Raw genomic sequence first — 21,320 nt, 5'->3', positions numbered from 1 at the left:
CCACTCATATCATATAAAACGAGTGACAGAGTTGTCCCGGGCTCGGCATATCCGCTGTAAACCGGAGATACCGGTAGAACCGGTGTGGGCCAGACAAGAGGCTCTGTCTGGAAGGGAAAGAACGTTTCCCCATTCTGCCCCCAGACGCCTGAAAGAACAGAAGCGGGTCCGAAAGAAGCCCTGTGCTAATTACACCCTCTCCCGGAAGCGAATTATTTAACTCTGTTGAACTGATATACCCAAAATCAGTACTTCTGTTATGCTCTCCCGCTCTCAGATTAACGGTGGTTCCGTTATCCAGGCGGCCGTCCGGATCAAATACTTGCTGAACACCGGCGGGGAGTGTCGATGGATCAACACAGATCGTATGAGCACCTGCAGGCAGGTTATCGAAAATATAGTTGCCTGCTCCGTTCGTGACGGTTGTCTCCGTATAATCGGGTCTTCCATCTCCATCCAGGTCAATACCGATACATATTTTCACCCCTGCAAGTGGTAACTCCCCGGAATCCATCCTGCCGTTCTGGTTCTGGTCAATCCAGAGCTGATCGCCGATTGACCCCGTTCCCGTATACCCGAAATCCGTTATTTGATTGTCCTCATCATAACCAAGAGTAACTGACGTTGTATCTGCTGTCGCCAGACCGTCATTATCAAAAGTCTGCCTGATGCCGCCAGGAAGAGTGGCCGTATCCACCGTTATCGAGTAGTTACCCACGGGGAGTGTATTAAACAGGTAATGCCCGTCTGCATCCGTGTATGTTGTCAGGGTATCCGGAGTTCCGTCAAGATCTACATCCCCCACCAGGGTCACTTTGACTCCGGAAAAGCCCGGCTCGCTACCATTCTGAACACCGTTTCCGTCCGCATCAAACCAGACTGTGTCACCTATGGATCCTGTTTTCGTGTAACCAAAATTCATTTCCGTGTAGTTCTCACCCAAGGACAGAACATGACTGGAACTGTTGTCTTTTATCGCATCGGGATCCCCGCTCTGGATATAGTCCGAGGACATGGAGGTCGAATCAACCGTAACCGTATAATCTCCGGGTGGAAGGCCGGCAAAGGAATAGCTTCCGTCCGCAGCCGTCACGGTTGTCAGGGTGTCCGAGGTTCCATCATTGTTGAGATCGACACCTGAAAGGGTGACTGTAACGCCACCAAGGCCTGGCTCTCCGCCATCCTGAACGCCGTCCGCATTGGTATCTTCCCATATTCTGTTACCGATGGAGCCTGTGCCCACATAGCCGAAATCCGCATTGGTCACATCTGTCACTGCGGCAATTGCCGCCTCTGAAACGACAGTTGTATCCAGTGTACCGGTACCATCAAGATCGTATGTTTCATGGGTCAGGTTATTGGGCATACTGTCCACTGTAACCGTGTAATTCACAAACGGCAGGTGTTCAAAGATATAATATCCAGGATTCCCCGAACTGTCGTCTGCCGTCGTTGTCGTGGCACTGTATTCATATATGCCGTCTCCATCCAAATCCCCACGAAGGGTTACAGATGCACCGTTAATCCCCATTCCGCTTTCATTCTGAACACCATCCTGATTGGTATCGTACCAGACAAAATCACCAATGGACCCGATCCCGGTATAACCGAAATCAACTCCGGTAAAAGTTTCATTATTGGCCAGAGTATACTGTGCTGTATGATTCAGACCATCTCCAACCGGACTGTTCCACTCGTAATCAAATGTCTGAACCATTCCTGCCGGGAGAGTGGAAGAGTCCACAGTAACCGTATAGGGTGCACCCTGTAGATGAGTAAAATTATACTCTCCGTTTACATCTGTTATGGCCGTAGCCGTGTAAAGCGTACCACCAACATCCACCGTAGTAATTACATGAACCCCACCGATACCTGTCTCTCCCACATCCTGCGACCTGTCTGCATCGGCATCAAACCAGACACGATCCCCCAGATTGGCATCGCCTCTGGGTACAGTGAACGTTGCCGTTGCCGTATCCTGCGTACCATCCTGAGACAGTCCCGGATTACGAGCCGCTGTATCATCATATATTCTTTCAGCGGGATCGGTGCCGTCCCTGCTGGACCAGTCAGCATCAATACTGTTGGTGTGATTACCACTGACGAACCATGCACCCAGCACCTCGACCGTATACTTTACCTCAATATAATCACCGACAGCCACATCCCAGGAATCTCCGTCAGTACTTGCAAAACTGATGGTATCATTACCATTATCCACACCACTGGTCGAAGCAGATATATCCGTGTCCGTTCCGGCACCGGTGTTATGATACACTGCACTTTCCAGCGTTAAATTACCCAATCCCGGAGGCAGGGTATCCAGAGCCGAAACCTCGTAGGCAGTGGAGGTTCCGGTATTGGTGAAACGTGCGGTATAGCGCATGACATCCTGGAGATTATCGGCTTGACTATCTCCTGCCCCACCATCCACGTCTTCTACCTGTTTTGTGGTTGTTATCCGGGGTTCCGTTACATGTACTGTGGGATCGGTAGGATCTTCAATGGTCAGTGAAGACCCGGCCGGATTTGCCGGATCTGTAAAACTCATGGATACCTGGTTAGTGAGCGAGCTGCCGGAGCTGTTGGCTGCAATATTTGTCACCAGTGCATCAAAAGTGATGGTAAAAGTATTGTCATTGGCTCCGGTATCCGTTGCATTTACATCACCGAAGCCAAAAAGAAGATCGTTACCCGACTGTGTGATCGTCGGCGTTGTATCAAGAGTACCATCAAATGTCCCTGCAACAACCACGCCGCTGCCACTGATGTAACTCAGGCCAACCGGCAACGTATCTTTGACAATGAGATCTCCTGTTGTTCCGTCAGGAACTGTCACGTTAATTGTATAGGAAACAGTATCGCCAATAGTATAAGAAGAAGGAGACGGGTCAATCTTATCTATCGATCCGGTAACATTAATTACAGCAGCATCCGAATCGCTGTAATCATTGGCAGAACCACCGGGATCATTCGGATCTCCGGTCCGCTCAAAAGAATTGGTATTATATTGTGAAATTGGATTGCCCGGCAGACGATTAGAATCAACACTCTCCCAGGTCAGGTTTCCTGTATTTGTAATAACCTGCCCGGCTGAAGCTGTCTGCAGCAGACCGCCGGTTACAGTGAAAACCGTCGTTTCCCCCGAGAGAATATCATCCCAGGCTGCCGAAAGAGTATTACCGGCCAGGGAAACAGTACTGCCATTTAAACCTGCACTATCTGAAACAATGGTGACACTCGCGCCAGACCAGTCGATATCGGCAGGAAGAGTATCTGAAAAAACCGCATCAAAAGCATCTTCATGGCTTGATCCACTGTGCTCCACAGTAAAGCGATAGTCAATGCTGTCACCCTGATCATAATGCACTGAACTGGCTACATCGTCAGCATCAACCCAACTCCCCGACGATGGATCCCAAACTTCTTTTACAATCTGCAGATCCGGCTCCTGCACAATTACATCGGGTGAATCCACCCAACTTGTCCGAGCAGTACTCCCGGTGTTATCAGGATCATCCCAGCTTACCCTGGCCCTGTTATCGAGGTGTGTATCCTGTTGATTTCCAGATACATTCAAAACAACTGCGGTGTAGGTGATAACGATTTGCTCATTAGAACCATTGTCACGATCGCTATTAGTAATATTGCCGAAATCCAGGGAAAACCGTGTACCACTGTTTGTTACACTGGCATGAGAGGTTCTGATGGAATCCCAACTGCCATAACTGCTGACAAGATTACCATCAGGATTCGTTATGGAATCAATGGAAACAAGGGCCAGCCCATTATCCAGATAGTCCTCCAGTTGAAAGTCATGTGACTCGCCTTCCGGCAGAGTTATAGTGACACTGTATTCAACAGTTTCACCGATAACAACATTGTTCCCCTGTGTAGACGTTTCACCGGTACCGGTTACCGCCTTTACGACCAAAGGCTCGGTTGTCGTAACCATCGCCGTATCCGAAAGATCCTCGCTGGTATGATCATCGGCCCCTTCGGCACCTGCAAAATTAGTGATTGTTGCTGTATTGGTCATTGTTTGACCAGGCTGAACTGTATCCGAGGCTACCAGGGTGTAGGTTATCACCAGGGACTGCCCCACACCAAGTGCGCCTGTTCCACCAACATCTATAAGCTCTATACCTCCATTGCTCCCATCATCTGCGGTACCATAGATTCCATCCGCGCCGGGATCGGCAAAGAAATTATCTGCAGTTGTTGCCATATCGCTGTCAAGACCACCCCCGACCCAATTGAAATCAGTCCCCGCCACCAGCGCTGTCCCATCCCTTTCCACGGTAAACGAGGTTGTATTCTGATCAAAACCGGAGGGCAGAGTGTCTTTTATTATTGTATCAAAGGCAGCGGAAGCCCCTGTATTGTCAACCTGAACCGTAAAGGTAACCGGATCACCGGCATCGACTCCTGACACAGGGACAGCAGTTTTAGCAATAGTCAGATCCGGTTCATCAAGAACCACCTGGATTATTGCGTCAGTCGTGTGGTCTTCAAGGGGTGTTCCCTGCTCAGTTGCCTGTACCTGGTTGGTCAGGGAAAGCCCGTTGGCAAACGGTTTATCAGAGGTTGCAACAGAAAAGACTATTTCTATAACGGAGTTATTGTCTGCAGCACCACTCTGGTTGTGATAGGACGTCCAGTCAAAGCTTATGGAATTCTGAGCTCCATTGACCGCCACGGTGGGATCGGGTACACCGGTAAGTGAATGAAAGGTATCGTTGTCAGTATATGCCCATTCCCCGACACCTGGAGCACCGTTTGTACCATCGTACACGGTATTGTTAAAACTCCATCCGCTTGCATCAATATCAAAAATGGGAAGTGGCAGGTAATCAGTCAACTCAAAATCCTCAATACTTGACAGAGGCATGCTGTAACGAAGAAGATAGGTTACCGTATCACCAGGAGAAATATGGGTACTACCACCCGGGCTGTAATCATAAGCGCCACCGTGCAGAACAGAATAAATATCCTTACTCACCGCTCCGGTAGAAATGCTGAGGCTGTCACAGGACTGATCTTCTTCACTCTGGCCAGTAAAGGCAGCGTTCGCATTGTCATACACTTCACCGGTTATAGTGGCACCGCCATCAATAATATCCCCCTGATCGACATCAGTATCACTCGCATCTTCAGTTTCGTAATGTTGCTCAATATCAGCCTGATAACTTATACGACCATGGGTTGCTTCCTGCTGAACTCCATCAACCAGGTCTCCGTTAAGAATACCACCGGCCAGCCCCATACCCGCAAGAATTTTCTGTAGATTATAGTGAATGACAACATCACTGGGGTCATCAGTCGTCCCTGTTGTGAACCACATTTTATCTCCGGCACTCCCTGTTGCCGTAAGAATTTCAGAATATGTGTTGCCGTTTTCCCAGATATCTATGGTCGCTGTAAAATTACCACTGCCATCCTCATGCATGGCCAGACCATCAGCCACGACATCATCAATACGAAAGGCGTAACTGGTATCTGCTGGATCATGGTCACCAAATGAGAAATAATCGGAAAGCTGGAAATCAAGCGTGTAGTCAAGCGTATCCCCTGGTGCATAGTCCGCCTGCGACGGACTGTGATCTTTTTGAAGAGCTATGGACTGGGCATGAGAAATATCATCAATATCAGGGTTGGAGGAAAAATGTCCCTCTGCATTCACTTCAGGATTTACGGTACCACCCACAACTGCAGTATCATTGGGGTCTCCCTGTCCCCCTGCTGCTGGATCCCAATTATATCCAACCGCACCGTTATTTGTTATATGAGTCAGATCCCCAGATAAGGGATCAATTACCGCAGCGCCTCCCGTGGTCTGTTCTGGTATATAAAAATTATATTTTATGACAACATCGTCTGTTCCAGCTGTCCCGGCAACGTCATTGTCCAGGGTTATGATCAGATCATTTCCGTTTAAGGTCGTACTGTATCCCGCGGCCACACCTCCAACCTCAACAGAGGCAATTCCCGTATAGACTATATTATCGGGAAGATGCTCAGTCAGCGTGAGCCCGGTGACGGTCTGACCATTAGCAACATCGATTGTTGCCACATATGTTGCTGGAAAATTCGGTCCGGTTGGTATTTCCTGATGGTTTTTTTCAAACAGTCTTGCTGAATTATCAGCCCATTGCCTGGTATCATCATAGTCGGGATCATGTGCTTGCTGACAATCTGCCCCGACATTTGTCACCTCAATATCTTTTCTGTACTGTATAACCTCCGGTTTAAATGAAAGAGAAGAAGTTTCAATACCAGTCAGAGTCGGATCCGGTTTCTGGGGATTATCAAGTGGGTCTTTGCCATACAAAGCTCCTGTAGAAACATTGACATCCAGATCAACATCGACATCGGCATTCACCCCCATATGAGCAGTTATTTCCACGTCAATAGAAGGCTGATCGGTTGTAAACGAACCAAAAGGCAAACGCAAACTGACAAATTGATCCCCCTCCCTGATAGACTGACCATTAACGGAATGAATAACAAGCGCATCACCGTTACTGTCTTTTGCCCACGGGTGGATTAATCCATTTCCGACATCGGTCTGGGTTACAGTAATAACTGAAGACTCAACAGTTGCTGTGGAGTACGTGGCACCCTGAAAAGAAATGCCATCGTCTGTCACCGCATCGTTTCCATCCTGTCCACCATCAAGCAATACGTCGATATATGGACCAAAAACATCTTCTCCTGCAGTGTTATCAAATGATACAGTGAAAGTAAAATCCTCACCAATCATCGGATCCACTGCATCCTGATCCACCACAACATTCATCACCGGACCTTCGGTGCCGCTCTGCTCCTGAATATGATTTTCCCCGAAACAGTCGTGGAGGTGGTATTTTCCAAATCAATGCTATTGATCCCCTCGGATTCTCCAGGTGCTTCTCCCTGCGACACCTCTCCCTTTGCACCGGAATGTGCAGTTTCCTGTCCATTATTTTCCTGCGGTTCATTTGCAGCAGCTGTTTGCTGATACTCCACAGCGACCACTGTTTCAACCTGCTCACCAGGATCGATTTTTTCATGCGGTTCTGCAGCAGAAATGTCTTCCTGCTGCCCTGGAGAAGTCGCCATTCCCGAGACCGGCTCAATCACTGGATCAATCAGATGGTCGACAGGATCAACTGGGTCAACAACAGCGGCCATGGGATTGGCATCCAGGAAAATCCTCTCTTCCAGCTGTTCCAGAAGCAAATTTTTTTTACGTTTCTGTTCCATAACTCGGTATCCCGCCGGTCAATTTGTAAGAAAGAAGTGCTGAAGACAATAGGATCTATTCCTATGCCCCTATAATAAATTACAATATTGACAGGTTACGGCAAGCAAAGATACGGTAAGTTTTTGGAAGGAAGATGTGAAAAGAACTGCTTTTAAAATTTCGTGAAGGATGAAAAACACCCGGTGAAGAGTATTACCAGGCGTGAAACAGCAGGCCTGTATCACGCCGTTGAGTTTCATGGGAAATCAATTTTTATTATGAATGTCCTCCAGAAGATCCGTGTCCTTTCGAACCATGATCATTTGAAGATTCATGGCCCCTATCCGAGTTGCCGGAGGAGCTGGATTCATGACCGCTGCCCATATCCGGACCTGCTGTATCATGACTTTTCCCGGAGCTTCCATGGCTGCCTTCCAGTCCTCCGGCCGAAGCCATGCCACTCTCGTGGGACCCCTTATCTTGTCCGGACATGCTGTGACCGGGGTGTTCCGCCATCCCCGAACCTTCCGAATGGGGCATTACCGACCAGCCGGACGCAACATCTCTTCTGGTAACCTCGGCAATTTCCTTCGCCTCAATTTCCGCAACAGCCAACTCATGCTCTCCGGACTCTGCAGTGTGCTTCTGCCTGCCACGGGTCCTTCCCAGACCCAGTAATCCTGGAGCAACACCAAGCTCATGGGCTATTTCACCCCATCCCATACCGGCATCTCTCATTGAGAGGATATTTTCATGTGCTACCCCGGTAACTTCAGATAACGTTTCGGCATACAAATCCTTTGCTTCTGTCAATTCAGCTTCAGCCGCACTCACAGCAGCCGGATCTCCTGAAAGCACAGCTTCCTCCAGCGTTGTTTCAGCATTTTCAACAGCGGCAAGTGCGTCCTGTAAATCTTCATTATCAAGAGCTGTCTGCTCAGCCAGAGCGGCTGCATGCTCAACTTCCGCAATACTGGTAAAAGCGGGTTCAACATCCTCCCCGGAAACCTCAGGTGCCGTGCTGCCACCGAGACATAAACCAGAAGACCCCAGCAGGAGAAACAAAACAATTACCAAAGCAACAGACCCTTTTTTTCTCCGCATCATACTCTTTCCTCCCTTTTTTCCTGATGTTGCAAAACTCCAAAGATCAATATTCCTTTTGGCAGTTGAAGTGTTGAACCATCCCCTTTTTTCACCACTTCAGGCTCTCCGAACCAGCTTCCTCTGACAATCTCTTTCCCGTTTCCTGTGGATAACCGGGCAGTGAGCATTGTCTTGATATCCAGAGAGATCTTTTTTGCCTGTGCATCATCACCCCGGAAGAAAACTACGATATTCAGTTCGGCAAGGGATTGACCACCAAGCTGACGAAAAAGATAGTCAATTTCCCTCTCTTTTTTCGCCATATCTTCACCCAGCAGGTTCTCCTGGTTGAGAATAACCGCCCTGTATCCAATTCTGTAAACACGCCACGTATAATCACCCCGCTCATGTAGATGGCGCACGGCCTGAAGCGCCAGGCTGCCTTTTCTGAAATGAAACAGGAAATCTTTCCAGGCCCTGATCTCCTCATCCACCCTGCCCTGCAGGTGAAGCACAAAGGCATGATTATAACGTGCTCTCTCCTGCCGGGGATCAATACGCAGAACCTGCGCATACAGTTCTTCCGCCTTTTCCAGTTGCCGGTTCTCAAGATAATTATGGGCAAGATTCAATCTGGCAGGCAGATAATCTGGCCTTTGCTGGAGAAGCTGCTGATAGCTTTCCCGCTCCTTCTCAAGATTCCCCAGGGCGTAATACACCATCCCCTGCCAATATCTGTATTCAGGTGTTGAACGCATGACACCGGCACGCCGGAGGGCGCCAAGGGCTTTCTGAGGTTCCCCGGCAGCAAGAAGACTCCTGGCAAGATAGAGATAGGCTTCACTGTTCATTTTCGCTGGAACGGGTAATAGTCGGACATTGGCACTTTTTACATTCCCATCCGTTTGACCGATTTTAAAACCACCATAGAATGCAAGAATAAGGCAGATCCCGACAAGAGCCGCAGAAAGAGGAGAAAAAGAAACTTTAAACAAAGCCGCACTGCTTTCAATAATTCCGGCAAACCAGGATTTTCCTTTTTCCTCAATCAGTTTGTCCATAATTCTGTCATGCAGGTCTTCCGGGGGAAGCTGTTCCGGCAGATTTCTTAATGCCTCTTCAAGTTGGGCCTGCTGTTCATACTTCATTTCTTTCCTCCGCAAATTCTCCTCTCAATTTCTGCAACGCTCTGGCAATTCTCATCTTTACAGCACTTTCCGACAACCCGAAAATCGTGGAAAGTTCACGAATTGACAGGTCATATTGATAGCGCATCAAAACCAGTTCCCGCGTTTCATCAGGTAGTGTTTCAAGAGCACTGTAGAGTGCCGCTGCCTCCTCTTTCTCAAGGAATTTCTTTTCCTGACGCGAGCTGTTTTCAACATCCGGGATACTCCACTGCAGTTCATTGAGCCCACTGCGTATTCTTCTGCTCCTGCGATGCCAGTCTCTTGCCCTGTTGATTGCAAGGGTGTAAAGCCATGAAAAAAATTTTCTTCTCCGATCAAAACTGTCCAGCCGTTCATAAGTACGCAAAAAGACATCCTGGGTCAGGTCTGCTGCCTCCTGCCGATCGCGGCAGTACCTGAACATCATGTTGTAGACCGGTCTTTCATATCGCCTGACAAGAATGCTGAAAACATGGGTTTCTCCATCAAGGATTCTCTTTACAAGTTCCTGGTCGTTCTCACTATTCATTGCCTGGATCCAGGTAGTACCATTTTCAGTTTCTCCCTCTCTATTCTCTTATACGTCCGGGCTGTAAACCGGTCACAGTTTTTATTTTTTCTGCTCTCAAAATCCTTCTTTCATCAGTCATGAAAAATCGGACAGTCCCATGGTTCCGGATTGTTCTCCCACCAATCTTTACAATCCGATCGGAACCGAACCAGCTGACACCAACCCCTCTTTTTTTCAGCCCTGGAAATCTTTCATAGAGAGAGGTGCGAACAGCCAGGGCCCGGGCCCTGGCCAGTTTTTTATTATTTTTCTGGTAGACAATGACCTGTAGCTTACCGTTCGGTATCCCGACGGCGGTTGCACCAACAACATCAAGAGAAGGCAGGCTCATGGACTCCAGTGTACTGCCGGAAACATTGAACTCAATCTCTCCAAGGGTTATTGCACGTGCCCCAAGCCTGTGATTCTGGAATGAAAAATCTCCCAGGCCATTAAGATAATCAGCAGCCCTGATGGCAAGTGAACCGGATGGATAGACCCTGAGATAGGCCAGCCAGCCCTTTTTCTCTTCGGATGTTCTTTTCAAAATACGAGCAATCAAAGCGCGGTTATAAAGGGCCGTGCGACATTTCGGCCAGATAGCGAGTGTCTCCAGATATCTTTTCAGGGCTCTATCATATTGCCTGTCTCTGAACAGATTATGTCCAAGGTAGAGCAGTGCCTGGAGATGGTTCTTTTTATATTGCAGTGCCCTCAGGTAGCTTTCCCGTTCTTTTTGCAGTTTACCCAGTTCACCCCAGGCCAATCCATACCAGAAATGATAATCCGGGTTATCACTCCTGGAGGAAACTGCTTTTTTCAGATAGGGCATGGCTGCCCTGGCCTTTTTTTCAGCCAGCAGGAAACGTCCCAGGTAAAAGTTGGCTTTTCCGTCATCCGGATCAGCTGAAACCGCCCGACGAAACAGGTCTTCCCCCCGGTTGTACTCTCCCGTTTCCAAATAATAGCGGCCAAAAAAGTCTCCCCTCACTGTCCTGCCGATCGTACAGCCGGAAAGTGTTATCAATAGCATTATAAGTACAACGATTTTTGCGTGGCTCATCAGTCCTCCAAACAATGTCCAGGTAACGTACAAAGTTCAGCCTGGTAAAATTGTTACACCCCCAATGACTCAGTATAACAGGTAATCAGAAAACAGGATGGCTCTCATAAAACAGACAGCCTCTGTTACCATGTACGAATGAAAATGAAAAAAGACACTGAGAATTTTTTAAAAAATATTCTAACCAGTGTCTGTCCAGAAATGAGATTTATTGTTCGAGTTCAGTAATCGAAAAAAATTTACACCTCGCACCAGTAGATACGCACGTGTTCAGGATGTCCGGGTAATAGAGGAAAATCCAACGGGGGGCTCTGGTGGATAACAGTATTGAAATGTTTTTCAAGCTCTGTCCTGTAATAGACTGCGCTTCCAGATCGATGATTATTCGCGAACAGGGCAATACCTCGATCAGAAAGCAGCAGACGAACCTGCCGGACAAGTTCCGACCACTGTTTTTCCACATGAAAATCACGGCCCCGACCGGCTGATGCAAAAACCGGGGGATCACATATAATCAGATCCCATGGCACAAAACTATTTTGATTCTCAAGAAGTTTCCGTTCCTGCCGAGCCAGCCATTTCATCACATCCTCACGGATAAACTTGCCGCGACCATTTTTTTCCAGGGAATTCAGGGCAAAATTATCTTTCCCCCTGGTCAGCGCAGAACCGGCAAGATCAATGGAAAAAACGACCTCTGCTTCCGCTGCCACGGCCACGGCTGAAAAGGAACAGGTAAAAGCAAAAAGATTGGCGACCCGTCGGTTTCGGGCAACAGCCCCTACACGCCTGCGGGAATCCCGCTGGTCCAGGAAAAGCCCCGTATGATTTAACCCGTTGAGCGTAATTCCGTAGACCAGATCATGCTCCCGGACAGTAAACCCCTCTTCAGGCACATTTCCCCAGGACTCGCACTTATGGATCAGTTTATTCCTATGAGGATTTTTCACATGGTAGCGGAGCACTCCACCTGCTACGCGAATCTTCTTTGAGAGATAACCAAGCAATGGTTGCAGTCGTTTTCTCAGACGATGATTTTCCCCATCGTCACCATAGGCAGTAACCGACAGAAAAGAATTATAAAAATCAATGGACACGGGCAGGGTTATTTCATCCCGGTGAACCAGTCTGAAACAGTCACAGGCTAGAGAAGGCCATGCCAAACGACGCTCCCAGGCAACCGCTCCTTCAAGGACAGGACCTTTATTTTTTCCGGACAGAAGGAATTCAAAAGAATCAGGCAGGGAAGAAAACAGGACTTTTCCGATACCGGGCCACTTGAGCTCACCGCAGTGGAGACAGAGCCTGGAAAAAGAAGAAGAGCCATACAGATCATCACCGTGAACAGCAATTCCGCACAGTGCAGCATGACGGCGGATCTGGTGGGTTCGCCCCCTCTCGATCCTGGCCTCATAGAGGAAAAAGCCGTTATTGTCCTCAAGCAGACGAAACCGTGTCAGACATTTTTTACCATCCAGCGGTGTATCAACCTCCCAGCTTCTTTCTGCCGAATACCTGGTGCGACTGAGAAAAAAATACTTTTTTTCCGACTGAGCCCCGTCATGTATACGCTGTGCCAGCCCCGCCGCCGCAGGATGGCGGGCAAACAGCAGCAGACCGCTGGTTCCCTTGTCGAGTCGGGAACAGATATGGAGTTTCCTGTCCAGGTGAAGCGCCAGCCATTCCGCAAGGCCGGTATCCCCTTTCCTGTTACCGTGGGTACTGATTCCGGTTGGCTTTTCCACAACCAGCCAGTCATTATCCTCATATACAATGGGGTGGCTCACGAATTCAAGTCTCGACCTGCTCTCACCCCGATGAAAAAAGACGGCGGACCTTTTTCTTCACACCACTGACCACAAAGGGGGTAAGACGTTTTTTCTCTTTGAGGATCTTTTTAAAGAGATCCCTTTTCTTCTCAGGAATCGGCATACGCTCCACCCGCACGAGAGTAAGCGAACCCGTCGGACAGACACCGATACAGGCACCACATCCAAGGCAGTGATCACTGTTGACCGTCATCCTTTTTTTTATTTTTCCGGCATCGTCCCTGGACTCCACCAGCTCCAGCGCTGTTATATTACACGCCTTTTTACAGAGTCCACAACCTATACAACCGGATTCATCGATCCGCAAGGTAAAACCGGTCTTAGCCACACCCATGGGAAAACCGTTGATCACTCCACCAAGGAGTTCACAGCAGCAGGAACAGCAGTTACAGATAAAAGACGGTTTATGCCGTATATTGTCTGTAATATGAGTAAGGTGAAGATCTCGTGCCCGGGCGAGAATTTCCAGCAACTCCTCCCTGCTCCTCTTCTCAGCAAAACCACGCCTCACCATGAATTTTGCGGCAGTCCCCAGGGAAATACAGATCTCATGTACCGGCGCATTTTTCTCACATGTTTCATTGACATGTTCTTTCTTATGGCGGCAGTAACAGGTACCAATGGCACCAAAAGAGGCATTCCTGATTATTTCCCTGGCACTCTCGTAGGTGGCAATTGTGGAACTGACAGGAATATGTTCCTCATAGGCAAGCGACCGTGTCAGGGGAGTCTTGCTGCCGAAAAACTCACGCCCCATCTCCTGATCGGGATCGCCGAAAAGATATTCGTGCATCAGCCGGGCCAGTTCTTCCACCGGCAGATCCTGCCGTTGTTTCATAAAAGTAAACTCGAAAAAGCCGATCAGCCCAGGCATCAGCAGGAAATAGGTTTTACCGCCATAGGTCACATCCATGACCAGCCCCTTGTCCGCCATCTCATCAAGTTTGGCGGCAAGTCTTTCGCTTTCCCAGCCCGTTGCCCGGACCAGTTCCGGCAGGGTTGCCTCTTCCAGAGGAAATCTTGAGGCGATATAGGCTTCATCCTCCGAAAAAAGAATAGCAAGAATACGGCGCAGGGTCTCATTGTCGGCAAGACCGATGGGATACTTATTGAGCCTGTCAATAAGCGGTACTATGGAATCCTTCCTGTCCAGGTGATGCCCCATAACTATTTTCCTTAACTGGTCACAGGATCAATAACTCTGTGTTTTCATTTACCTTATCCCTGTAAGGGATCAGGGGTGCCGTAGATTCGTGCAGGCGTGACTGACCGCTATATAGCCCACTATGCGGGCAGTCGCGACCGTGCGAATATGCGGTGCCACTGATCACTTAACCTTTGTTCTTACCTTGTCCCAACGCTTAATCTGCCAGGTTGTATGGGCCACCGCCACCAGATTATCATCAGTGTCCACCACCCGGCTCTCCAGCACAATATCGACTGCCGTCTCCTTTTGCAAGGGCTGCAGAATATCTTTTTGAATCCGCGAAGAGGGCAGCCTGCATTCGGAAACAACAGGTTTTTTGGCCTGATATTTATATTCAATATCCATGCGCGACATGATCAGGCGATATTTCTTCGGCCCGAAATTCTGCATCAGCAGAAGGCCTGCTGAAAATTCAGCCACCGTTGCCAGGGCGCAGGCATGGATTCCGCGGATGTGGTTATGGTTGCTCCTGCGATAGGGTGCGGTTGTCCGAACCACGTTATCTTCAAGGGATACAATTTTAAATTTATGGCCCCGGTTGAAAGGAATCTTTCTGTTGAGCAGAAAAGAGAAAACCGCCCGCCAGAATCCTGAGTTTCTTGCTCTGGTCGCCAGGTAAAGAAAAAGATTGGACATTATTTAAGGTTCCTGATTTGTCACTGTGACAAAGAGAGGGGCAAGCCTGTCAAAAAGGCCGATTTCCTCAAGGGAAGTGCGAAGCAGATCGGGCCGCTGGAGAAAATCCTTCATAAAGACAATCTCAGAGGCTTTCAGGTACATATGAAATACATCATTGACCCGGCTGCCCAGCATCTTGTCTATTGTGACAAGAAGATTTTCCTCATCCCTGTAGGGAAAAAACTGTTTGGCACGGGAGAGCATTTTGGAAATATAGAAAACAAGGGTTTCATCAATGGAAACCAGTCTCTTCCTGTGACCGGGCAGAATTGTTTTTCCTCGCAATGCTGCCAGCTTTTTTAACGTTTCCGTATAAATTTCATAATTTCTGAACCGTCTGCCGGTGGTCAAATCCACGTCCAGAAGAGGAGACTGGAATACTCCGCGCAACAGTGTATCCCCGGTAATAGCCCACTGCTCCCCGACATAGACCAGATCGGACTGGGAATGACCGGGACAGCTGACAACTTCAATACCAAGATGCTCCGGCAGGGATGTTTCCACCGGACAGTATTCCCTGGGAAACGGTGGAAACAGTGCGCCACTCTCAAAAATTCTCCGCAGTTCGTCCAGGGACTCTTCACTGAACCCCAGAGAAGAGAGAAGACTGTACATCTCCTCCATTCTTTTCGCGTGACTGCGAATTTTCTCACAATCCTTTGCAGGCAGGTAGATGGTTGCCCCGCTGTTCTCATTCAGCCAGGCAACCTGACCATAATGATCAATATGACAGTGAGTGATCAGCACATGTTTCAACCTGTTCAGATCGATGTTTTCCAGGAGAAAACGGCGACATTCCTCTGTCGGCGGCCCCGTATCAAATAAAACAAGATCACCGCCCTGTTCACCGCTGTAACAGTGAACAGGGCCAACCATATATGGAGTATTGACTGTATGCTGAGTCGGAATCATCTGGTATTAAAAAATATACTTTTCCTCTTCGCATGCGGCGCGGGCCAGCAGCCGTTTGGCTTCAAGAAGGCCTGTTGCGTCATATTTGGCAAAACGGCGTACACCTGAAAGAATCATGGTGAGCGTGTCACCTTCCTCAATAAAGAAAGCACCTTTTTTCGCTGCAGTACCTGCAATTTCAGTGGCATCAAAGGCAAAGACTTTTACTGCCGCCTTCAACAGCTCCTGCTTTTTCTCTGAAACCCTGCCAAGGTTTTTCTCTGCCCGCAGTACCGCGCTTTCCAGAGCATAGATCTGAATGGCCACATCGGCTGCAGTCAGCAGAATCTCTTGCTCATTTGCCAGCTTATCCATATGCTTCTGGACACCTGCTCCAGCAAGGATCAGGAACAATGTCTTCAAATTACTGATCAACGCCTTTTCACGGGCAAATGGAATTTCATCATCTATTTCATCAAAACTCGGCGTCATCAGCGCTTCAAAAGCCTTCATTGCTTCGGCCTGGAGCGGCAGTTCCCCTTTCAGGGATTTGCGCAGGATCATTCCGGGAATAAGGAGCCTGTTGATCTCGTTGGTACCCTCGAAAATCCTGTTGATGCGCTCGTCACGATAATATCTCTCCGCCGGATAGTCACTGACAAAACCATAACCACCATGAATCTGCAGCACCTCGTCCACCGTTTTTGCCAGTACTTCACTGCAAAACACCTTGGAGATGCCGCATTCCGGAGCATATTCCTCGATACCCTTCAGATATTCGTCATAATAATTGTCTATACCTTTTTCGATGGTTGCCAGTTTCTCATCCAACAGACCGGCAATCCTGTAAACCAGAGATTCCGATGCAAAAATCTGGGCTGTAAGATCGGCTATTTTCTCCGAAATGGCTCCAAACTGGGCGATGGGAGTATTGAACTGCTTGCGCTCATTGGCATACTTAATACCGTCAACCAGTGCACCCTTGGCGGCCCCCGTTACACAGGCTCCCAGCTTGAACCGGCCAATATTCAGAACATTGAACGCAATCTTATGGCCCTTCCCCTTCTCACCCAGCAGATTTTCAACGGGAACCTTGCAGTTATCAAGAATTATCTGGGTGGTGGAAGAGCCTTTTATACCAAGCTTTTTCTCTTCCGCACCGACAATCAACCCTTCAAAAGATCTTTCCACCAGAAAGGCGGTAAAATGTTCCTTGTCGATCTTGGCAAAAACAGTAAACAGCTCAGCAAAACCGCCGTTGGTGATAAACTGTTTAGTGCCGTTCAGAATATAGTGACTGCCGTCGTCGGAAAGAACTGCGGTGGCCTGGGCCCCCAGGGCGTCACTGCCGGAACCCGGTTCAGTCAGACAGTAGGCGGAAATCCATTCCCCGGAAGTCAGCTTTTCCAGGTATTTTTCTTTCTGTTCAGGAGTTCCGTAATAAATAAGAGGCAAAGTGCCGATTCCGGTATGAGCCGTGAATGCCACAGAAAACGCACCGCTGTAGGCAATCTTCTCACTGACCAGCATCCCGGATGCCTTGTCCAGTTCAAGGCCACCGTACTCTTCCGGGGAATCCATCATCAAAAGACCAAGTTCCCCCGCCTTTCTCATTCCTTCCACCACGATATCGAAATTCTGCTTATCAATTTCTTCAATATGGGGCAGAATCTCGTTCTCGATAAACTGCTCTGTGGTTTCGCCCATCTGCCGCTGTTCATCGGTGAAATCTTCCGGAGTAAAGACATCCGCACACGGGGTCTCAGCTATAAGATATTCACCACCTTTCAATAATGTATCTGCCATTTCTGTCACCTGTATTTTGTGTAATAAAAATTGTCGCAAGGGACCAGGGGCACCGCATATTCGCACGGTCGAGATTGCCCGCATAGCTGTATTTTGTGTAGTAATAACATTGTCGTATCGGTCCCGAACCCGATCAGAGTTTTTCAAAAAGTCCGGCGGCACCCATACCACCACCGATACACATGGAAACCAGACCATATTTAAGGCCCCGACGCCCCATCTCATGGAGCAGGGTAGTGGTCAGTTTTGCCCCGGTACAGCCCAATGGATGCCCCAGGGCGATGGCGCCACCGTTCACATTGATAATATCCGGATTCAGTCCCAGAGTCTTGATGACAGCCAGAGCCTGGGCGGCAAAGGCTTCATTCAGCTCAATGAGTTCGATATCCTCCTGTTTCAGACCGGCAAGCTCAAGAGCCGCGGGGATCGCCTTGATCGGCCCGATCCCCATGACTTCCGGGGGAACACCTTTTGCGGCAAAGGCAAGGAAACGGGCAAAGGGATCCTTGCCGATTTTTTTCAGATACTCTTCTGAAACCACCATGGCAACAGCTGCCCCATCGGTCATCTGGGATGAATTACCGGCTGTAACCGGGCCGCCGATCTTAAAGGCGGGACGCAGTTTTGCCAGGGTCTCGGGAGTTGTTCCCGGACGAACACCGTCATCCACCGTGACCAGTTCTTTTTCCCGTTTGATCTTGCCGTTCACCAGGACATCCTTTTCAATTTCCACCGGGATAATTTCATCGGTAAATTTTCCGGCCTCTATGGCCGCAGCCGCTTTGGCATTGCTGGCCGTGGCGAACTCATCCATCATTTGCCGGTCGATGCCGTATTGCTCGGCCACAAGCTCGGCAGTGATACCCATGGATGAAAAGGCTTCCGGCCAGTCCACCATGATTGAAGGGTTGGCACTGTATTTCAGCCCGCCCAGGGGCACACAGGACATGGATTCCACACCACCTGCAATGATGCAGTCGGCGAAACCGCACATTACCCGTTCCGCCGCAGAAGCAATAGTCTGCAACCCTGATGAACAGAAACGGTTAATGGTCTGACCGGCAACCTCCACCGGCAGACCGGCCTTCATACCGGCCACGCGACCGATGTTCATGCCCTGCTCCGCCTCAGGAAAGGCGCAACCAAGATAAACATCCTCGATGGTTGCGGGATCAACTTCCGTTCGCTCAATAAGACCCTTGATGGCAATCGCCGCCAGATCATCCGGCCGCATGTCCTTGAATTTTCCCTTGTTTGCCCGGCAGCCGGGAGTTCGGTAACTTGCCAGGATATATGCTTTCTTCATATCATTCCTCCCAGGAGGGTATGGATTTTCTGATTATTCTATTATAAAAGTAAAATTTTAAAAAAACCAATCAGTTACGGAGAGGTTTACCCCGCTTCAACATATGTTGTATACGTTCTGCCGTCTTCCTGTTCCCGGCAAGTTTCAGGAAATTCTCCCGTTCAAGTTCAAGGAGGTAATCCTCACTGATCAGGGTTCCCGGGTTGACATCACCGCCACAGATTACTCCCGCGATAATTGTACCCATCTCCGCTTCGTACTCGGTTATAAAATTACCCATCTGCATGTTCCACAGCTGGCTCTTAATCGCCGCTGCAATACCCCTTCCCGGTGCAGGCAGTTTATCCGCCTTTCGCTTCGGACGATAATTCACGGCCAGAGCCAGCACTTTCTGTTTGGCATCGGCAATCAGCCGGTCAATATCCATTGTTATGCTGTCCCCATGTCGCATGTAACCCATGGACTGGAGTTCCGCTGCGCCCATGGACACCTTGGCCATGGCGATCTGTTCAAAATTTTTAAATATAAACGGCTGAACATCGGTTTTATATTGAGCGGCAAGCTCAATGGCCCGCATACTCATTTCCTTGGTTCCACCACCGGCAGGCAGCAGACCGACGCCGATTTCGACCAGGCCCATGTACGTTTCCGCGTGGGCATTGATCGCATCCGACTGGAGACAGAATTCAGCCCCTCCCCCCAGGGTCATATTAAACGGGGCGGCTACAACCGGAACTTTTGCATACTTCACTGCCATGGTTGCCTTCTGAAAAGAACGCAGTACCATGTTGATATCGTCATAGGCACCTTCAGCCAGGGCTACGGCCATCATCATCAGATTGGCCCCAACGGAAAAATTTGCACCCCTGTTGCCGATCACAAGACCGACTCCTTCACGCTCGGCACGTTTTATCGCCTTATGGGTCATTGCCAGGATATCGCCACTTATGGCATTCATCTTGGAATGAAATTCAAAACCGAAGACACCGTCACCCAGGTCGATTACCGAGCAGTTGGCATTTTTCTCCACAACTCCTCCGCCTTTTTTCAGGATCTCCAGGTGGATCTGCCCCTCGGGCACCGGTACCGGCACATATTCTTTCCTGAGCAGGTCATAATACTCTTTCTGTCCCGCTTCATTAAACCGGTAGAAGGAGTCAACTTCCTGCAGGCAAGCCGGTAAAGCAACTCCGTCTTTTTCCGCCCGCTTGACAAACTGTTTCACGCCGATGGCATCAAACATCTCAAACGGTCCGATTTCCCAGTTGAATCCCCAGCGCATGGCGTTATCGATATTAACCGCATCGTCGGCGATTTCCGGAATCCTGTTCACTGCGTAGATCAAGGTATCGCGGATTGATTTCCAGGCAAACTCGGCACCTTTGTCCGTGCCGTTCACCACCATCTTGAGTTTCATGGCGGGATCATCCACCTGCTTGACCGCCATGACGGAAGGAAATTTCGGTTTCTCCAGCGGTTTATATTCACCACTTGTATAATCGTAATAAAAGATCTTCCGTTTACCGTCCACCTTTTCCTTTTTATAAAATCCCTGCCTGGTTTTATTTCCGAGCTGACCGTTTTCAATCATTTTTTTCATAAATTCAGGAATCTTGAAAACATCCCGCTCCTCATCGTTCGGCAGCAGATCATGGGAATTGGTTCCCACATGGGCCAGTGTATCCAACCCCACGAGATCGGCGGTACGGTAAGCCGCGCTTTTAGGTCTGGCAGTGGCAGGACCGGCAACCGAGTCCACCTCTTCAACGGTCATCCCCATATCCATCATATGAGCCATTCCCTTGAAAATGGCGTAGGTTCCGATCCTGTTGGCGATGAAATTCGTGGTATCCTTGGCATAAACAATGCCCTTACCGAGTTTTCTGCTGATGAAATCCGCCAGACCCTGAACAACATCCCCATCGGTATCGTTACAGGGAACAATTTCCATCAACCGCATATACCGTGGTGGATTGAAAAAATGGGTGGCAAGAAAATTTTTCTTTACTTCAGGAGGCAACACTTCCGCCATCTCGTTGACTGAAAGCCCGCTGGTATTTGTACTGAGAATCGCTCCCGGTGCCAGATGTGGTACGACCTTTTTCAGAAGATCGAGTTTGACAGGCATATATTCTATGACCACTTCTATTATCCAGTCGCACTGGCCAAGTTTTTCCAGATCGTCCTCAAAATTGCCTGTTTCAATCTGGGATGCAAATTCCTTGAGATAAAAGGGTGCCGGCTTCATTTTCAGCAATCCCTGCAGCCCCGCGGTAGCAATACGATTGCGAACAACGGGACTCTCCAGAGTGAGCCCTTTGGCCTTTTCATCATCGTTCAACTCTTTTGGAACGATATCAAGTAACAGAATGTCCAGTCCCGCATTGGCGAGATGAGCAGCTATGGTCGCCCCCATAACTCCGGCACCAAGTACGGCTACGCGATTAATCTGCCTCATGTTTTTTCTCCATGTATTATGAAAACCTGCATTGCGTCAGATGTTTTTGCCG

13 protein-coding genes are annotated in these 21,320 nt (G+C 49.0%); all 13 read right to left on the bottom strand.

The window, feature by feature from the left end:
* Nucleotides 1–4: 4 nt before the first annotated feature.
* A complete protein-coding gene (locus tag LO777_RS18860; RefSeq protein WP_228855367.1) occupies nucleotides 5–6,799 on the bottom strand; it encodes an SdrD B-like domain-containing protein in 6,795 nt (2,264 codons plus the stop codon).
* Nucleotides 6,799–7,245 (bottom strand): LEPR-XLL domain-containing protein, encoded by a 447-nt coding sequence (locus tag LO777_RS18855; protein WP_228855366.1) that lies wholly within the window; start codon nucleotides 7,243–7,245, stop codon nucleotides 6,799–6,801. Before LO777_RS18855 ends, LO777_RS18860 begins: the two co-directional genes overlap by 1 nt.
* A gap of 256 nt (nucleotides 7,246–7,501) precedes the next feature.
* Nucleotides 7,502–8,332 carry a hypothetical protein gene (locus tag LO777_RS18850; RefSeq protein WP_228855365.1) on the bottom strand — a complete coding sequence of 277 codons (831 nt, stop codon included), beginning with the start codon at nucleotides 8,330–8,332 and terminating at the stop codon, nucleotides 7,502–7,504.
* Nucleotides 8,329–9,459 carry a tetratricopeptide repeat protein gene (locus LO777_RS18845; protein WP_228855364.1) on the bottom strand — a complete coding sequence of 377 codons (1,131 nt, stop codon included), beginning with the start codon at nucleotides 9,457–9,459 and terminating at the stop codon, nucleotides 8,329–8,331. Before LO777_RS18845 ends, LO777_RS18850 begins: the two co-directional genes overlap by 4 nt.
* Complete coding sequence (locus LO777_RS18840) at nucleotides 9,449–10,009, bottom strand: RNA polymerase sigma factor (protein WP_228855363.1); 561 nt, start codon at nucleotides 10,007–10,009, stop codon at nucleotides 9,449–9,451. Before LO777_RS18840 ends, LO777_RS18845 begins: the two co-directional genes overlap by 11 nt.
* A 40-nt stretch (nucleotides 10,010–10,049) precedes the next feature.
* Nucleotides 10,050–11,093: a tetratricopeptide repeat protein gene (locus LO777_RS18835; protein ID WP_228855362.1), complete on the bottom strand. Its 1,044-nt coding sequence runs from the start codon at nucleotides 11,091–11,093 to the stop codon at nucleotides 10,050–10,052.
* 239 nt (nucleotides 11,094–11,332) lie between these two features.
* Nucleotides 11,333–12,880: a class I SAM-dependent methyltransferase gene (locus tag LO777_RS18830; RefSeq protein ID WP_228855361.1), complete on the bottom strand. Its 1,548-nt coding sequence runs from the start codon at nucleotides 12,878–12,880 to the stop codon at nucleotides 11,333–11,335.
* Nucleotides 12,881–12,902: 22 nt separating this feature from the next.
* Entirely contained in the window at nucleotides 12,903–14,087 is a 1,185-nt protein-coding gene (locus tag LO777_RS18825) for an ATP-binding protein (RefSeq protein WP_228855360.1), read from the bottom strand.
* A gap of 162 nt (nucleotides 14,088–14,249) precedes the next feature.
* Entirely contained in the window at nucleotides 14,250–14,765 is a 516-nt protein-coding gene (locus LO777_RS18820; protein ID WP_228855359.1) for a YiiD C-terminal domain-containing protein, read from the bottom strand.
* 3 nt (nucleotides 14,766–14,768) lie between these two features.
* The gene (locus LO777_RS18815) at nucleotides 14,769–15,719 is read right to left on the bottom strand and encodes an MBL fold metallo-hydrolase (RefSeq protein ID WP_228855358.1); all 951 of its coding nucleotides are present in this window, start codon (nucleotides 15,717–15,719) and stop codon (nucleotides 14,769–14,771) included.
* Between the two features lie 6 nt (nucleotides 15,720–15,725).
* Nucleotides 15,726–17,504, bottom strand: coding sequence for an acyl-CoA dehydrogenase family protein (locus LO777_RS18810; protein ID WP_228855357.1), 1,779 nt, complete (start codon nucleotides 17,502–17,504; stop codon nucleotides 15,726–15,728).
* 133 nt (nucleotides 17,505–17,637) lie between these two features.
* The gene (locus LO777_RS18805; protein WP_228855356.1) at nucleotides 17,638–18,810 is read right to left on the bottom strand and encodes a thiolase family protein; all 1,173 of its coding nucleotides are present in this window, start codon (nucleotides 18,808–18,810) and stop codon (nucleotides 17,638–17,640) included.
* A gap of 70 nt (nucleotides 18,811–18,880) precedes the next feature.
* Complete coding sequence (locus LO777_RS18800) at nucleotides 18,881–21,268, bottom strand: 3-hydroxyacyl-CoA dehydrogenase/enoyl-CoA hydratase family protein (RefSeq protein WP_228855355.1); 2,388 nt, start codon at nucleotides 21,266–21,268, stop codon at nucleotides 18,881–18,883.
* Nucleotides 21,269–21,320 lie beyond the last annotated feature (52 nt).

The organism is Desulfomarina profundi (genome assembly GCF_019703855.1).
Taxonomy (GTDB): Bacteria; Desulfobacterota; Desulfobulbia; order Desulfobulbales; family Desulfocapsaceae; genus Desulfomarina; species Desulfomarina profundi.
The sequence above is the reverse complement of the archived record's forward strand: the minus strand, read 5'-3'. Positions and strand labels throughout refer to the sequence as shown.

Bases quoted from the DNA above. Each gene is read 5' to 3' on its own strand.
- LO777_RS18860 (WP_228855367.1), bottom strand. From the start codon at position 6,799: ATGAATGTTGTGGTGGATCAGGATGCAGTGGATCCGATGATTGGTGAG.
- LO777_RS18855 (WP_228855366.1), bottom strand. From the start codon at position 7,245: ATGGAACAGAAACGTAAAAAAAATTTGCTTCTGGAACAGCTGGAAGAG.
- LO777_RS18850 (WP_228855365.1), bottom strand. From the start codon at position 8,332: ATGATGCGGAGAAAAAAAGGGTCTGTTGCTTTGGTAATTGTTTTGTTT.
- LO777_RS18845 (WP_228855364.1), bottom strand. From the start codon at position 9,459: ATGAAGTATGAACAGCAGGCCCAACTTGAAGAGGCATTAAGAAATCTG.
- LO777_RS18840 (WP_228855363.1), bottom strand. From the start codon at position 10,009: ATGAATAGTGAGAACGACCAGGAACTTGTAAAGAGAATCCTTGATGGA.
- LO777_RS18835 (WP_228855362.1), bottom strand. From the start codon at position 11,093: ATGAGCCACGCAAAAATCGTTGTACTTATAATGCTATTGATAACACTT.
- LO777_RS18825 (WP_228855360.1), bottom strand. From the start codon at position 14,087: ATGGGGCATCACCTGGACAGGAAGGATTCCATAGTACCGCTTATTGAC.
- LO777_RS18820 (WP_228855359.1), bottom strand. From the start codon at position 14,765: ATGTCCAATCTTTTTCTTTACCTGGCGACCAGAGCAAGAAACTCAGGA.
- LO777_RS18815 (WP_228855358.1), bottom strand. From the start codon at position 15,719: ATGATTCCGACTCAGCATACAGTCAATACTCCATATATGGTTGGCCCT.
- LO777_RS18810 (WP_228855357.1), bottom strand. From the start codon at position 17,504: ATGGCAGATACATTATTGAAAGGTGGTGAATATCTTATAGCTGAGACC.
- LO777_RS18805 (WP_228855356.1), bottom strand. From the start codon at position 18,810: ATGAAGAAAGCATATATCCTGGCAAGTTACCGAACTCCCGGCTGCCGG.
- LO777_RS18800 (WP_228855355.1), bottom strand. From the start codon at position 21,268: ATGAGGCAGATTAATCGCGTAGCCGTACTTGGTGCCGGAGTTATGGGG.